This window comes from Streptomyces sp. NBC_00637 (genome assembly GCF_045161545.1).
Classification (GTDB): domain Bacteria; phylum Actinomycetota; class Actinomycetes; order Streptomycetales; family Streptomycetaceae; genus Streptomyces.
Window position 1 is genome coordinate 2,925,239 of sequence record NZ_CP109046.1, and the last position, 14,483, is coordinate 2,939,721.

Genomic DNA, 14,483 nt, shown 5'->3' on the forward strand with positions numbered 1-14,483 from the left:
GTTCGGGTCTTCCGTGGTCCGGGCCGGGTCCACGGTACCTGTCGCACCTGTCCGACCGGTACTGCCCGGCGCCGTCGGACTAGGTGTACGCGACCGAGTTTCCGCGTTGTTTGCCTTGTGGGACCGGGTTTCGGGCCCGGCCTGTGACGTTTCTGTCAATGTCGGGACCGGGCCGGAAACGGGCGGGCGGGCCGCGTCAGCCGCCGGACGAGCCGAGGACCAGCGTGAGGGTCCGTTCCCGGCCGTCCCGCTCGATGGTCAGCGCCAGCCGGTCGCCGGGGCGGTGGGCGCGGGTCTTGACGATCAGCTCCTCGCCGGAGTGGACGGGCCGGCCGTCGATCTCCGTGACCACGTCCCCCGCCCGCACTCCGGCCCGGTCGGCGGGCCCGCCCTCGGTGACGGGGGAACCGGCGGCACCGTCCGCGGTACCGATCCGGGCGCCGTCACCCGCGTAGCCCATGTCGAGCGTGACACCGATGACCGGGTGGGTCGCCCTGCCGGTGTTGATCAGCTCCTCGGCGACGCGCTTGCCCTGATTGACCGGGATGGCGAAACCGAGGCCGATCGAACCGGCCTGGGTGCTGCCGGAGCCGGTGCCGTCGGCGGCGGAACGGATGGCGGAGTTGATGCCGATGACCTGGCCCCGCGCGTCGAGGAGCGGCCCGCCGGAGTTCCCCGGGTTGATCGGCGCGTCGGTCTGGAGGGCGTCGACATAGGACACGTCGCTCCCGTCCCCGCTCTCGCCGCCGGCGGTGATGGGCCGTTCCCTGGCGCTGATGATGCCGGAGGTGACGGTGCCCTCGAGGTCGAACGGCGCGCCGATGGCGACGACCGGGTCACCGACCCGGACGTTGTCGGAGTTGCCGAGAGGGAGGGGTTCGAGACCCTTCACCCCCGTCACCCGCACCACGGCGAGGTCGTAGCCGCTGTCCCGGCCGACGACCTCGGCCTCGGCGGTCTGGCCCCCGTTGAACACGACCGTTATCCCGCCGTCGCCTCCGGCGGGCGCGACGACGTGGTTGTTGGTCAGGATGTAGCCGCGCGAGTCGAGCACGAAACCGGTGCCGGTGGCGGCCTCCCCGCTGCCGCTGACGTGCAGCGTGACGACGCCGGGCAGGGCGCGCGCCGCGATCCCGGCCACGCTGTCCGCGGACCGCCCGGCTGGCTCGGCGGCGGCCTGCGGCAGCTCCACGGGGTCGAGCCCGCCGTTGCGCTCCAAGTAGGCGCCCACGGCTCCGCCGAGTCCGCCGGATACCAGCGCGACGGCCAGGGCTCCCCCGATCAGCCTCCGGCGCACCTGCCTGCGCCGCTCGCTCCCGGTGAGGACGGCCGTCCCGGCGTACTGCGGGAGCCCGCCCGTACCGCTGTACTGGAGGGGTCCGCCGACGAGCACTCCCGGCTGCGGCCCTTCGGCAGAAGCCGTGGCTCCGGCCGCGGGGGTCGCGGACCACGGGTCGTAACGGTGCCAGGGGTCGGCGGGAATCACGGGCTCGGCACGGAGCGAGGGCCCGGAATGCCCCACGAGGGCCTGCCCCCCGGCCGGACCGACGAAAGGTTCAGCGGACCCGGTGGGTCCGGCGGGCGCGACCGGTCCGGCGGGTCCGGCGGGCAGTGTCGGCGAGGCGGGCAGAGCGGGCTCGGCGGGCACGCCCGGCGAGGCGGGCGAGACAGCGGCCGTGGCCGGGATCGCGGCCGTTCCGGGGCCGCCGGGCTCCACCGACGCGGGCTCCGCCGAGGCCGGCACCGTGCCGGGTGCGGGGGTGCTCGGCGGGGCGCCGTGTGCGGCCGGGACGGACGCGGTGGTCGCCGCGGGATGCTGGACAGGGGGCGCGGGCGCCCAGGGGCCCGGTTCGCCGTACGGCGGGGTGCTGTAGGGGTCGGGGTCGTGCAGGGGCTTGGACCGCCCGCCGGTGACCGGCGGCGGCTCCGTGGAAGCCACCTCGCCGAAGCGGACGACGTCGGTCGGGGCCGCCGGGGCGACTGGGGCGGCCGGGGCCTCCGGGTTCGCCGCGACCGCCGACAGCTCTGGGCCCGCCATGTCGGCCGGGCCATCTGGGTCCACCAGACCGACCGGGGCTCCGGGAGCCGCCGGGATCTCTGGGGCCACCGGGGCCGCCGGAATCTCCGGGACAGCCGGAGTCCCCGGGACCGCCGAGATCTCTGAAGCCGCCGGGATCCCCAGGTCGGCCAGGGCATCTGGATGTGTCGGATCGGCGTGGGCCGCCATGGCCTCTGGGACCGGCGCGACCGACGCGACTTCCGGGGCGGCGGCCTGGGTCGTTGACGGAGCGGGGTGGGTCGCAGAGGCCGTTTCGCCGGCTGGGCGGCTCAGTTCGTAGTCGCCGTCGTCGGTGGGGGGTGTCGGCCGTGCGGGGCGGGCCAGTGCGAAGTCGCCCTCGTCATCGGTCCTGATCGACGGCTCGCGAGGGGCGGTCTCCTCGGAGGCCGGCTCCGCCGCTGCGGCGTCGTCCGGGTCCGCGGGGCCCTGTCGCCCCGGAGGGACCTGCGGTCGCGGCCGGCTCCACCATTTCGCCCGCGTGGGCTTCCCGTCGTCCATGCTCTCCCCCACTCGGGCCCGCTCCTGCGGGGCCGCGGCGCCGACCGGCGGCACACTCCGGCACCGCCCGGCGGGCCCCGCCTTCGCGCCCGGCTGGTCGGCAGGGCGCGGTCCTCCCCGGATCCACCCTGGATTCAACCAGGTTCGTGACGGAGCGGCGCAGGACCCGCGTCAGCGGGTGTTCTGCGAGGAAGGCGAGGCGGTGGTGGCGGGGACGGGCGCGGCGAGCAGACCGGACCCGGTGACCTCCGAAGCGGTGGTCAGGTCGGTCAGGGCGGTCAGGGTGATCGGCGGGGTGGTGCCGAGCGGACGTATCAGCGGGGACATCACCGCGGCGCCGGCCACCATGGGCGAGGTCAGCCGGTGCAGGGCCTGCTCCACCGGACCGGCGGCCGGGGAGGGCACGCCGGGCAGCAGCGGTGCGGACACCTCCGTCGGGGCGACGGGGGTGTCGCCGAGCTGGCCGCCCTGGGAGAGCAGCGGGCCGACGGCACGGCGGCGCTGGTTCTCCGGTGACGACGCCGAGCCCGTGCCCGGGGTGCGGGCCGGTGTCACGTTGCTTCCGGAGCCCGAGCCCCCGCGGCCGTCCGCGGTGGTGTCGACCGGAGCGATGGTCGACATGCCGCCCAGCGCGATCGCGGCCAGCGACACGGCGCCGGCGGCGACGAACGCGAACCGCATCCCGCGCGAACGCTCGACGTCATGGCGGTCGCCACGGCCGACGGGGTGGATGCGGAAGCCCCGGTCCGAGGCAGGTGACAGAAGGGAGCGGTGGTCGTGGGCGGGTACGTAACCGAACTCGAACGGCTCGTCCCGTCCGGTACCGCTCACTCCGAAGACTCCGTCGGCGAACCCGCCCCCGCCCCGCGGCGTGCCGCCGCCGTCCGGGTCACCTCCACCGGGAAGCCCCTGGAGGCGGGCCAGGAAGCTTTCGGAGGGGGCCGGCGGGGCGACTTCCGCGAAGACGTTCTTCAGCCGGCGCTGCGCGTCGACCTCGGACTTGCACTTGGGACAGGTCGCCACGTGCGCCAGCACGCGCTCACGGGTGTCGTGACCGAGTTCGCCGTCCACCAGGGCGGACAGCCGGTCTCCGAGGTGCTGCTCCGCGAGCATCCTCTCGGCGGCGTCGTGTCGGGATCCACTCACGCGGTCGCGCCCCTTCCTCCTCCCAGAGCGGGAACGCGGGGGACGAAGGAGCGGCGCTCGGCCCGCGCCTCGGGCGAACGGTGCGCGAGGGCCTTGCGCAGCTGTGAACGGCCGCGGTGGATACGCGAGCGGACCGTGCCCAGCTTGACGCCGAGGGTCGCGGCGATCTCCTCGTAGGACAGGCCTTCGATGTCACACAGGACGACCGCGGCGCGGAACTCCGGCGCCAGGGTGTCGAGGGCCTGCTGGACGTCCGCGTCGAAGTGGGCGTCGTGGAAGACCTGCTGGGGGGTGGGCTCCTTGCTGGGCAGCCGCTCGGCCGCGTCGTCGCCCAGCGCGTCGAAGCGGATGCGCTGCTTGCGGCGGACCATGTCCAGGAAGAGGTTGGTGGTGATGCGGTGCAGCCAGCCCTCGAAGGTGCCCGGGGTGTAGGTCGACAGGGAGCGGAAGACGCGGACGAAGACCTCCTGGGTGAGGTCCTCGGCGTCGTGCTGGTTGCCGGTCAGACGGTAGGCGAGCCGGTAGACCCGGCCGCTGTGCATGCTGACGATCTCCTCCCACGTGGGCGGAGTCCACGCCTGCCCGTCCGCGTCGGTGGAGAAGGTCGCGGTCTGGGCGGGGCCGGGGGCGGTGCCTGCGGCCTGGCTGTGGTCAGCAGCGGTGTCGTTCACGGATTTGGGCCTGCCTGCCGGTCCGAGAAGGCGCCGCAGCACTCCTCCCCGGTCCACGGGCGCGGCCGCACCTCCCCTGTCGGCTCTGGTGGTGATGTCCAGTGGAGCCCCTACCATAGCCACCTCGCCCGTTAGCTCCGGATAAGCGGTTTTACGAGAAATTGATCTGGGCTGACACGGCTCATACGGCTGCGTCAGCACTTGCTCGGCACCGGGTCCCGCGTCGTGATCCAACCGTGTCCCCCCGTTGTCGTTCCCACCCCTTCAAACGCGCGGTCCCATCTGCGGGTTCCCGACGGCAACGGATACAGTCACGCCCAGGCAACCACGGGGACAGGAGAGGGTCATTACCGGCAACCGGCAGGCAAGCTGGGCGTTCGCCGACGCCTATGCCGCCGAGGACGAAGCGCTGCACTGGGCCCGTGACCGGGCCCGTGAGGCAGGGCTGCGCTCGGTGTCGCCCAGCACGGGCGCCGCGCTGCGGATGCTCGCCGCCACCGTGGACGCGAAGGCGGTCGCGGAGATCGGTACCGGCACGGGCGTTTCCGGGATCCACCTGCTGTACGGGATGCGCCCGGACGGTGTCCTGACGACCGTCGATCCCGAGCCGGAGCACCAGCAGTTCGCCCGGCAGGCCTTTCGCGCCTGCGGCTTCGCCAGCAACCGGGCCCGGTTCATCCCCGGCCGCGCGCTCGACGTGCTGCCCCGCCTCGCGGACGCGGGCTACGACCTCGTCTTCTGCGACGGCGACCGCCTGGAACTCATGGAGTACCTCGCTGAATCGTTGCGCCTGCTGCGCCCGGGCGGCCTCGTCGTGTTCGAGGGTGTCTTCGCCAACGGCCGCACGGTCGATTCCGGCCCGCAGCCCACGGAGGTCATAAGGATCCGGGAGCTGCTGCGGGCGGTGCGCGAGAGCCAGGAGCTGGTGCCGTCGCTGCTTCCGGTGGGCGACGGCCTGCTGTGCGCGGTCAAGCGCTGAGACCGGGGGCGCGCGGTGCGTGCGGTGCGCGCGCGGTCCGTGGGCGGGCGTTGGGCCTTTCGGGCCATGCGGCCGCGACGGACGGCGCCAGGACCGGAAAAACGACCGCTCCGGCACCCTGAGGGATGCCGGAGCGGTCGCAAGAGTAGGGTCGCTTGCGCGTCAGCCGACGACCTTCTTGAGGGCGTCGCCGAGCGCGTCGGCCTCATCGGGGGTCAGCTCGACGACGAGTCGACCGCCGCCTTCGAGCGGAACGCGCATGACGATGCCCCGCCCCTCCTTGGTCACCTCGAGCGGGCCGTCACCCGTTCGCGGCTTCATGGCCGCCATGCTCGTTCCCCTTCCTGAAACCAGCTCATCGCCAAAGCCGACGGCCCCGTGGAGGGCAGCCGCGGTCCAGCGTGGGACACACGACACCGGCATCGAACACATTGCTTCCAGGCCATTATCCCGCATCTCAGGACCCGATGACCAACATCAGTCGGCATCGCTTGGGCAACGCGCGCGAGCAAAACCACTCAATTCGGCGATGTGACTGCGATACTGCACCGCCGCACGGACTTCCGTGCACCGGAAACCCTCCCGAATTCTTTGACGCAGGTCACATGTCGGGTCCGGTCCTCGGACGGCGATCTCCGCCATGCTGTCCTCGTACACCGGACGTACTGACCAGTAGGACGTCCGAGCCGCGACACGGAGGGGAAACGCCATGGCCGACACCGTGCTCTACGAGGTGAGCGACGGGCTCGCGACGATCACGCTGAACCGCCCCGAGGCGATGAACGCGCTGAACGTCGCGACCAAGGTCGCCCTCCGGGACGCGGTCCAGTCCGCGGCTGCCGACGACGTCGTGCGGGCCGTCCTGCTGACCGCCGCGGGCGAGCGGGCGTTCTGTGTGGGACAGGACCTCAAGGAGCACATCGGGCTGCTGGCCGAAGGCTCGAAGCAGGTCATGAGCACGGTGGCCGAGCACTACAACCCGATCGTGCGGGCGCTGACCGAGGCTCCGAAGCCGGTGGTCGCCGCCGTGAACGGCGTCGCCGCCGGAGCCGGCTTCGGCTTCGCGCTGGCCGCGGACTACCGCATCGTGGCCGACACGGCCTCCTTCAACACCTCGTTCGCGGGGGTCGCGCTCACCGCCGACTCCGGTGTCTCGTGGACCCTGCCCCGGGTGATCGGTCCGGGCCGGGCCGCCGATCTGCTGCTCTTCCCGCGCAGCATCACCGCCCAGGAGGCGCACGACCTGGGGATCGCCAACCGGGTCGTACCGGCGGCCTCGCTGCGCACCGCGGCCGAGCAGCTGGCGCGGATGCTGGCCGGGGGGCCGACCGTGGCGTACGCGGCGATCAAGGAGGCGGTGGCGTACGGGTCGTCCCACACGCTGGCCGAGACCCTGAACAGGGAGGACGAGCTGCAGACGCGGGCCGGGGCCTCCGAGGACCACATGATCGCGGTGCGGGCCTTCGTCAACAAGGAGGAGCCGAGGTATCTCGGCAAGTGACCGCCGGTCGAGGCCGGGGCCGCCGCCCCGGGATCCCGGCCTCGCCCTGCCCGCGGGCCTCGCGTCAGGCGTCGCCGGACGGCCGGAGACGGCTCACGCAGGCTTCCAGGTGGTCGTCCACCAGGCCGCACGCCTGCATCAGCGCGTACGCCGTCGTGGGGCCCACGAAGCGCAGGCCGCGCTTCTTCAGGGCCTTCGACAGGGCCGTCGACTCCTCCGTCACCGCCGGTACGTCGGCCAAGGTCCCCGGCACCGGCCGGCCGGCCGGGTCGGGAGCGTGCGACCAGATCAGCTCGTCCAGGTCACCGGGCGCCCAGTCGGCCAGCACGCGCGCGTTCGCGAGGGTGGCGTCGATCTTGGCGCGGTTGCGGATGATGCCCGGGTCGGCGAGCAGACGCGCGCGGTCCTCGTCGGTGAAGACGGCCACCGAGGCGATCTTGAAGTCGGCGAAGGCGGTGCGGAAGCCGGGGCGGCGGCGCAGGATCGTGATCCAGGACAGGCCGGACTGGAAGGCCTCCAGGCTGAGGCGTTCGAACAGCGCGTCGTCGCCGTGGACCGGGCGGCCCCACTCCTCGTCGTGGTAGCTCACGTAGTCCGGCGTGGACAGGGACCAGGGGCAGCGCAGCGCGCCGTCCGTGCCGGCGAGGGCGCCGCCGTCGCTCACCGCTGGTCCTCGGGGGCCGGCTTCTCCATGGAGACGTGGCCGCCGGCCGGGGTCCTGGCACCGGCCAGGGCGGTCTCCAGGTCGGCGATGCGGGCGTCCCGCTCGGCGAGTTCGGCGGCGACCCGGTTGAGGGCGTCGTCCACGTCGGCCATGCGATAGCCGCGGACGGCCAGCGGGAAGCGGAGCTGGTCGATGTCGGAGCGGTCGACCGGGCGGTCCGGGGGCAGCGGGTCGTGCAGCCGCTCGGGGGCGACCTCCGGCAGCGGGCCGGTGCCCTCGCCGCCGCCCACCACGGCGAGTGTGACCGCGGCGACCACGACGGCGAGCGCGATGACCAGGAACAAGAACATAACCATCGGTGGGTCCCCACGCTCGGTGTGCTCGGAGTGGATGTGCTTGGGTCCGATCGTGCCATGCGGGTCCGACGGTTAGGGTCGCAGGCGGTGGATGTGCAGGACGTACTAGGAGAGGTCACAGGGGATGCTCAGGCTGGGCAGGCGTGAATTCGGCGCGCACGAGCCGGTGATCATGGCGATCGTGAACCGGACCCCCGACTCCTTCTACGACCAGGGAGCGACCTTCCACGACGAGCCGGCCCTCGCGCGCGTGGAGCAGGCGGTGGCGGACGGCGCGGCCATCATCGACATCGGCGGCGTCAAGGCCGGTCCCGGTGAGGAGGTCACCGCGCAGGAGGAGGCCCGGCGGACCGTCGGTTTCGTCGCGGCGGTGCGGCGGCGCTTCCCGGACGTGGTCATCAGCGTGGACACCTGGCGGGCCGAGGTCGGCGAGGCGGTCTGCGAGGCGGGGGCCGATGTGCTCAACGACGCCTGGGGCGGAGTCGATCCGCGGCTGGCGGAGGTGGCCGCGCGGTACGGGGCCGGGCTGGTGTGCACGCACGCGGGGGGCGCCGAGCCGCGGACCCGTCCGCACCGGGTGACGTACGACGACGTCATGGCCGACATCCTGCGGGTGACCCTGGGGCTGGCGGAGCGGGCGGCGGACCTGGGCGTGCCGCGGGAGTCGATCATGATCGATCCGGGGCACGACTTCGGGAAGAACACCCGGCACAGCCTGGAGGCGACCCGGCGGCTCGGGGAGATGGTGGACACGGGGTGGCCGGTGCTGGTGTCCCTGTCCAACAAGGACTTCGTCGGGGAGACGCTGGACCGGCCGGTGAAGGAGCGGGTGGTGGGGACCCTGGCGACGACCGCCGTGTCGGCGTGGCTGGGAGCGCGGGTGTACCGGGTGCACGAGGTGGCGGAGACCCGGCAGGTGCTGGACATGGTGTCCTCGATCGCCGGGCACCGGGCGCCGGCGGTGGCGCGGCGGGGGCTGGCGTAGTCCTCCTCCCCCCGCCGCCCCTTTCCCGTTTCTCCCGTGGGGCGGCCGCGCTCGGGCCCCGCGCTTCGGGCCTGAGCGGCCTCGTCGCTCAAGCTCCCCGAGTACGTCCGGGCGGGCCGAAGGACGTCAGCGGCCCGCCTCCTTCGACACCAGGGCCACCGCCTCCTCCACGTCGTCCGTGACGTGGAAGAGGAGCAGGTCCTTCTCGGAGGCCTTGCCCTGGGCGATCAGCGTGTTCTTCAGCCAGTCGATCAGGCCGCCCCAGTACTCCGTGCCGAAGAGGACGATCGGGAACCGGGTGACCTTCTGGGTCTGGACGAGGGTGAGGGCCTCGAAGAGTTCGTCCAGGGTGCCGAGGCCGCCGGGCAGGACCACGAAGCCCTGCGCGTACTTCACGAACATCATCTTCCGCACGAAGAAGTAGCGGAAGTTCAGGCCGATGTCGACGTACGGGTTGAGGCCCTGCTCGAAGGGGAGCTCGATGCCCAGGCCCACGGAGACGCCCCGCGCTTCGGACGCGCCCTTGTTGGCCGCCTCCATCGCGCCCGGGCCACCGCCCGTGATCACGGCCCATCCGGCGTCGACGAGAGCGCTGCCGAGCCGTACGCCCGCCTCGTACTCCGGGGAGCCCGCCGGTGTGCGGGCGGAACCGAACACGCTGATCGCCGGGGGGAGTTCCGCGAGGGTGCCGAAGCCCTCGATGAACTCCGACTGGATCCGCAGGACCCGCCAGGGATCCGTGTGCACCCAGTCGGAGGGGGCCCGTTCGTCCAGCAGCCGCTGGTCCGTGGTGCTCGGCTGCACCTGGTCCCGCCTGCGGAGGACCGGTCCCAGGCGCTGTTCGTCCGGTGGCTGCTTCTTGCCCTCGGGGTTCCCTGTAGCCATGGTGAGCTCCCTCCGCTTGCGTCTTGTTCCACCTCAGCGTAGATCTACGCGGGTTACGGACGGGGGACGTCGGCGTGTCCACCGTCGAGCGCCCACGGGCCGAACGTCTCTCAGGCGGTGAGCCAGGCCCTCAGCCGCTCCTCGCCCGCCAGGATCTTGGCCGTCTCCACGCGTTCGTCCCGCTTGTGCGCCAAGTGCGGGTTGCCGGGGCCGTAGTTGACGGCCGGGACGCCCAGCGCGGAGAAGCGACTCACGTCCGTCCAGCCGTACTTGGGCATCGGGGTGCCGCCGACCGCCTTGATGAAGGCCGCCGCGGCCGGGTGCGAGAGACCGGGCAGGGCGGCCGGGCTGTGGTCGTCGACCACGAACTCCGCCACCCCGCAGTCGGCGAAGACCTCGCGGACGTGGGCGACGGCCTCCGCCTCGCTCCGGTCCGGCGCGTAGCGGAAGTTGACGGTGACGACGCACTCGTCGGGGATGACGTTGCCGGCCACCCCGCCCGTGATGCCGACCGCGTTGAGCCCCTCGCGGTACTCCAGGCCGTCGATGACCGGGCGGCGCGGCTCGTAGGAGGCCAGGCGGGCCAGGATCGGGGCCGCCGCGTGGACGGCGTTGGAGCCCATCCAGCTGCGCGCCGAGTGGGACCGTTCGCCCTTCGTCTTCAGCAGCACCCGCAGAGTGCCCTGGCAACCGCCCTCCACCTGCCCGTCGGAGGGCTCGAGCAGCACCGCGAAGTCGCCCTCCAGCCACTCGGGACGGTGCTCGGCCACGTGCTTGAGGCCGTTGAGGTCGGCGGCGACCTCCTCGTTGTCGTAGAAGACGAAGGTCAGGTCGCGGTTGGGGGCCGGCACCGTCGCCGCGACGCGCAGCTGGACCGCCACCCCGGACTTCATGTCGCAGGTGCCGCAGCCCCACAGGACCCCGTCCTCGTCGAGTCGCGAGGGGACGTTGCCGGCGATCGGGACCGTGTCGATGTGGCCTGCGAGCACCACGCGCTCCGCGCGGCCCAGGTCCGTGCGGGCGATCACGTTGTTGCCGTAGCGGTCCACCGTCAGGTGGGGCAGCGCGCGCAGGACGCCCTCGATCGCGTCCGCGAGCGGCTTCTCCGTGCCGCTCTCCGACGGGAAGTCGACGAGCCGCGCGGTGAGTGCGGCGGCGTCCAGAGTGAGGTCAAGCGGGGTGTCGGCCATGCCGTCGACCCTAACGCGCCCGCCGCGCGGTCCTGCTTTTCCGCGCTCGGCGCAGGGGCCTCCTCCTCCTCGGTACTCTCCAGTACCTTGTACGCGTGCCAGAGCCGTCCCCCTCCCCCAAGCGCCGCGGCCGCCTTCTCCGTTTCGGGGCGGCCTGCGTGGTCCTGTCCGCCGTCGCGGGTTATGTCGTGGTGCAGTACGTCACCGGCGGCACCGATGACCCGGGCTGCCGGGTCGTCTCCGCGGGCGCGGACGGAGCGACGTACGAGTTCACGCCGGAGCAGGCGGTGAACGCGGCCACGATCGCCGCCGTCGGCACCGGCCGGGCCATGCCCGAGCGGGCCGTGGCGATCGCGCTCGCGACCGCCCTCCAGGAGTCGGGGCTGCGCAATCTCACGCACGGCGACCGGGATTCGCTCGGTCTGTTCCAGCAGCGGCCCTCGCAGGGCTGGGGCACCGTGAAGCAGGTCACGGACCCGGCGTACGCGGCGAACATCTTCTACGAGCACCTCGCCAAGGTCCGCGACTACACCGAGCTCCCGCTCACCGTCGCCGCGCAGCGGGTGCAGCGCAGCGGCTATCCGGAGGCGTACGCCAAGCACGAGCCGGACGCCACGGTGCTGGCCGCCGCGCTGACCGGGACGGCGGCGGCCGCGCTGACCTGCAACGGCCGCTCGGCCGCCACGCCGACGGCCACCGGGCCGGCCGCGGTGCGGGCGGCGCTGGTCCGTGACTTCGGCCAGGACGCGCTCCCCCCGTCGGACGCGAAGGCCGGCGCACAAGGCGTCTCGTCGACTCCCTCCACGGACCCGGACACACCGGCCGCCGAGAGCGGAGGGCGGACCGTGACACTGCCCGTGGTGCGGGACACCACCGCCGGTGGGCGTAGTGCCGGCGAGCGCGGCTGGCAGCTGGCGCACTGGGCGGTGGCGAACGCCTCGGCGCTGCGCATCGAGCGGGTCTCGTACGCGGGCCGGGAGTGGGTCTCCGGGAACACCGACAGCCGGTGGCGGGCGACCGGCTCGACCAGCGCGGAGGCCGCGGGGGCCGCGGGGGCGGGCGGCGGTACGGGGGGCGTACGGATCGTCACCGCGCAGTAGTACGGGTCTTCACCCGGGCGGGTCACGTGCGGGCCGTCCGGTCGGGTGGGTGCTCAGGTTTTCGCGCCGTCACCCCCGTGTGCGACGGATCCCTTGCGAACACAGGGCTTCAGGGGTTTGACGGACTTTCACATCGGGCGGTTTTTGCCCGTTTTTATCCGCAGGCGATAATGCGACGCATTGCCAACTCTTTACGTCGGCCGTGCGCAACCTTCGCGGGCTTCGAGCGGTAGTCACTGCGTCCGGGCCCGGACAGACAGTCACCGCAGTCACAGACAGTCCTTGTTCTCTCCCGTCGAAGGAGCATCATGTCCCTCCCCCTGACCCGCCGGATCGCCCGCGCCGCGCTGCTTGTCGCTGCTGGAGCGGCCGCCGGGGTCGGTGCGGCCGGCTCCGCCGGCGCGGCCCCCGGCCTCCCCGCCGCTCCGAACCTCGGCGGGCTGACCGCCCTGGACGCGGCGGGCGTCGGCAACACGGTCGACGGCGCGACGCAGCACGTCACCGGGCTCGCGGGCGAGACCGGCGGCAAGGCCGTCAAGCAGGCGGTGCCAGCCGCGGGCAAGAGCGGCGGCAAGGCCGTGAAGAAGGCGGCGCCGGTGGCCCAGAAGACGGCCGGCGAGGCGGCGGGCTCCGCCGGTGGCCTCCTCGGGGACACCGCGTCGACCGCCACCAAGGGCGGACTGCCGACGGACTCGCTCACCAAGGGCGGGCTGCCCGGCGCCGAGACCCTGCCGGTGAAGAGCCTGCCGCTCGGCTGACGCCCGCGGTTTTCGAACCGGTGACGGGGTCCAGGGTGCTCCCTGGGCCCCGTCTCGTCGTCGCGGGAGCCGGACGGGCGCGCGACGCGCCCTGCGACACCCTCTAGCGGGTGAGCCTCGCGACCGCCGCCGCGATCCGCTCGTCCGTCGCCGTCAGGGCCACGCGGACGAAGTTCTCGCCCGCCTCGCCGTAGAAGTCGCCGGGGGCCACCAGGACGCCCAGGTCCGCCAGGTGGGCCACGGTGGTCCAGCAGGACTCGTCCCGGGTGGCCCACAGGTAGAGGCTGGCCTCGCTGTGCTCGATGCGGAAGCCGTGCGAGAGCAGCGCCTCGCGCAGCGCGGTACGGCGGGCCGCGTAGCGTTCCCGCTGCTCACGGACGTGGGCGTCGTCGCCGAGGGCCGCCACGGCCGCCGCCTGCGTGGTCGCCGACGTCATCATGCCGCCGTGCTTGCGGATCTCCAGGAGCGGGGCCAGGACGGCCGGGTCGCCCGCCAGGAAGGCGGCCCGGTAGCCCGCCAGGTTCGAGCGCTTCGACAGCGAGTGGACCGAGACGATGCCCTCGTACGAGCCGCCGTTGACATCCGGGTGCAGCACCGAGACCGGGTCGGCCTCCCAGCCCAGCTCCAGGTAGCACTCGTCGGAGAAGATCAGCACGCCGTGCTCGCGGGCCCAGGCCACGATCCGGGTCAGCTCGTCCTTGGAGAGCACTTTGCCCGTGGGGTTGGACGGCGAGTTGAGCCAGAGGAGCTTCAGGCCCTCCGGGTCCAGGTCCGTGGGGTCGTCGTAGACCTCGTACCCGGCGCGGGCCAGGCGGGCGCCGACCTCGTAGGTCGGGTAGGCCAGGCGCGGGTAGGCGACCCGGTCGCCGGGGCCGAGACCCAGCTGGGTGGGGAGCCAGGCGACCAGTTCCTTGGAGCCCACGATCGGCAGCACGTGCCGGTGGGTCACACCGCGGGCCCCGAGCCGCCGCTCCACCCAGCCGGTGATCGCGTCGCGCAGCTCCGGCGTGCCCCAGACCGTCGGGTAGCCGGGCGAGTCGGCCGCGTCGATCAGCGCCTTCTGGATCAGCTCGGGGACCGGGTCTACGGGGGTGCCGACGGACAGGTCGACGATGCCGTCGGGGTGGGCCGCGGCCGTCGCCTTGTACGGCGCCAGCTTGTCCCAGGGGAAGGTGGGGAGACGGTCGGAGACTGCGGACACGGCTTCTGGCTCACTTTCTGGTACGGCAGCTGCCCCTGGCGGCACGGCAAACGCCTCGGCCCCGCACGGCGATCTGAGGCGATCAGGCCGTACGGGACCGACGAAGCACGAGTGCGGGCCGCGTTTACTGGTTCTGCGGCGGCAGTGCGGCGACGAAGGGGTGGTCGCGCTCGATCAGACCCAGCTTGCTTGCGCCGCCGGGGGAGCCGAGCTCGTCGAAGAACTCGACGTTCGCCTTGTAGTAGTCCTTCCACTCCTCCGGAGTGTCGTCCTCGTAGAAGATCGCCTCGACCGGGCAGACCGGCTCACAGGCGCCGCAGTCGACGCATTCGTCCGGGTGGATGTACAAGGACCGCTGGCCCTCGTAGATACAGTCGACCGGGCACTCTTCGATGCACGCCTTGTCCTTGACGTCGACACAAGGCTGCGCGATGACGTAGGTCACGCTGTCGTTCCTCCTCGATAGGGCGCTGGCGGGCCTCCTCAGGCT

The 14,483-nt window shown here is 72.8% G+C and carries 15 protein-coding genes; 5 read left to right on the plus strand and 10 right to left on the minus strand.

The window, feature by feature from the left end:
* Positions 1–196: 196 nt before the first annotated feature.
* The 3 genes from OG440_RS12445 to sigE form a co-directional block, all read right to left on the minus strand.
* Positions 197–2,038: a trypsin-like peptidase domain-containing protein gene (locus OG440_RS12445; RefSeq protein ID WP_406006906.1), complete on the minus strand. Its 1,842-nt coding sequence runs from the start codon at positions 2,036–2,038 to the stop codon at positions 197–199.
* 690 nt (positions 2,039–2,728) lie between these two features.
* On the minus strand, positions 2,729–3,703 hold the full coding sequence (locus tag OG440_RS12450) for a zf-HC2 domain-containing protein (RefSeq protein ID WP_406006907.1): 975 nt from the start codon (positions 3,701–3,703) through the stop codon (positions 2,729–2,731).
* Positions 3,700–4,416: an RNA polymerase sigma factor SigE gene (gene sigE, locus OG440_RS12455; protein WP_406011332.1), complete on the minus strand. Its 717-nt coding sequence runs from the start codon at positions 4,414–4,416 to the stop codon at positions 3,700–3,702. The genes OG440_RS12450 and sigE overlap by 4 nt, the downstream gene beginning before the upstream one ends.
* 238 nt (positions 4,417–4,654) lie before the next feature.
* On the opposite strand from sigE, the gene OG440_RS12460 reads away from it, so the two are divergent.
* Positions 4,655–5,353 carry an O-methyltransferase gene (locus tag OG440_RS12460; protein ID WP_406011333.1) on the plus strand — a complete coding sequence of 233 codons (699 nt, stop codon included), beginning with the start codon at positions 4,655–4,657 and terminating at the stop codon, positions 5,351–5,353.
* 162 nt (positions 5,354–5,515) lie between these two features.
* Here OG440_RS12460 and OG440_RS12465 read toward each other — a convergent pair whose 3' ends face one another.
* Positions 5,516–5,683 (minus strand): DUF3117 domain-containing protein, encoded by a 168-nt coding sequence (locus OG440_RS12465; RefSeq protein WP_003966491.1) that lies wholly within the window; start codon positions 5,681–5,683, stop codon positions 5,516–5,518.
* Positions 5,684–6,062: 379 nt separating this feature from the next.
* Here OG440_RS12465 and OG440_RS12470 point away from each other — a divergent pair, with 379 nt between their 5' ends.
* Positions 6,063–6,854, plus strand: coding sequence for an enoyl-CoA hydratase/isomerase family protein (locus OG440_RS12470; protein WP_406006908.1), 792 nt, complete (start codon positions 6,063–6,065; stop codon positions 6,852–6,854).
* A gap of 64 nt (positions 6,855–6,918) precedes the next feature.
* Here OG440_RS12470 and OG440_RS12475 read toward each other — a convergent pair whose 3' ends face one another.
* Together OG440_RS12475 and OG440_RS12480 are read right to left on the minus strand one after the other, a co-directional pair.
* A complete protein-coding gene (locus OG440_RS12475; RefSeq protein ID WP_406006909.1) occupies positions 6,919–7,518 on the minus strand; it encodes a DNA-3-methyladenine glycosylase I in 600 nt (199 codons plus the stop codon).
* A complete protein-coding gene (locus OG440_RS12480) occupies positions 7,515–7,868 on the minus strand; it encodes a DivIVA domain-containing protein (RefSeq protein ID WP_406011334.1) in 354 nt (117 codons plus the stop codon). The genes OG440_RS12475 and OG440_RS12480 overlap by 4 nt, the downstream gene beginning before the upstream one ends.
* A 130-nt stretch (positions 7,869–7,998) precedes the next feature.
* Between OG440_RS12480 and folP the strand changes: the two genes are divergently transcribed.
* Positions 7,999–8,859, plus strand: coding sequence for a dihydropteroate synthase (gene folP, locus OG440_RS12485; RefSeq protein ID WP_406006910.1), 861 nt, complete (start codon positions 7,999–8,001; stop codon positions 8,857–8,859).
* A 126-nt stretch (positions 8,860–8,985) separates the two neighbouring features.
* On the opposite strand, the gene OG440_RS12490 is transcribed toward folP, so the two are convergent.
* Together OG440_RS12490 and dapE are read right to left on the minus strand one after the other, a co-directional pair.
* Complete coding sequence (locus OG440_RS12490) at positions 8,986–9,744, minus strand: TIGR00730 family Rossman fold protein (RefSeq protein ID WP_406006911.1); 759 nt, start codon at positions 9,742–9,744, stop codon at positions 8,986–8,988.
* Positions 9,745–9,854: 110 nt separating this feature from the next.
* Positions 9,855–10,934: a succinyl-diaminopimelate desuccinylase gene (gene dapE, locus OG440_RS12495; RefSeq protein ID WP_406006912.1), complete on the minus strand. Its 1,080-nt coding sequence runs from the start codon at positions 10,932–10,934 to the stop codon at positions 9,855–9,857.
* 95 nt (positions 10,935–11,029) lie between these two features.
* Here dapE and OG440_RS12500 point away from each other — a divergent pair, with 95 nt between their 5' ends.
* Complete coding sequence (locus tag OG440_RS12500; protein ID WP_406006913.1) at positions 11,030–12,034, plus strand: heavy metal transporter; 1,005 nt, start codon at positions 11,030–11,032, stop codon at positions 12,032–12,034.
* A 308-nt stretch (positions 12,035–12,342) separates the two neighbouring features.
* The gene (locus OG440_RS12505) at positions 12,343–12,792 is read left to right on the plus strand and encodes an ATP-binding protein (protein WP_406006914.1); all 450 of its coding nucleotides are present in this window, start codon (positions 12,343–12,345) and stop codon (positions 12,790–12,792) included.
* 103 nt (positions 12,793–12,895) lie between these two features.
* Here the strand turns inward: OG440_RS12505 and OG440_RS12510 are convergent, their stop codons facing one another.
* The gene (locus OG440_RS12510; protein WP_406006915.1) at positions 12,896–13,993 is read right to left on the minus strand and encodes a bifunctional succinyldiaminopimelate transaminase/glutamate-prephenate aminotransferase; all 1,098 of its coding nucleotides are present in this window, start codon (positions 13,991–13,993) and stop codon (positions 12,896–12,898) included.
* A gap of 124 nt (positions 13,994–14,117) precedes the next feature.
* The gene (gene fdxA, locus OG440_RS12515) at positions 14,118–14,438 is read right to left on the minus strand and encodes a ferredoxin (RefSeq protein ID WP_003973842.1); all 321 of its coding nucleotides are present in this window, start codon (positions 14,436–14,438) and stop codon (positions 14,118–14,120) included.
* Positions 14,439–14,483 lie beyond the last annotated feature (45 nt).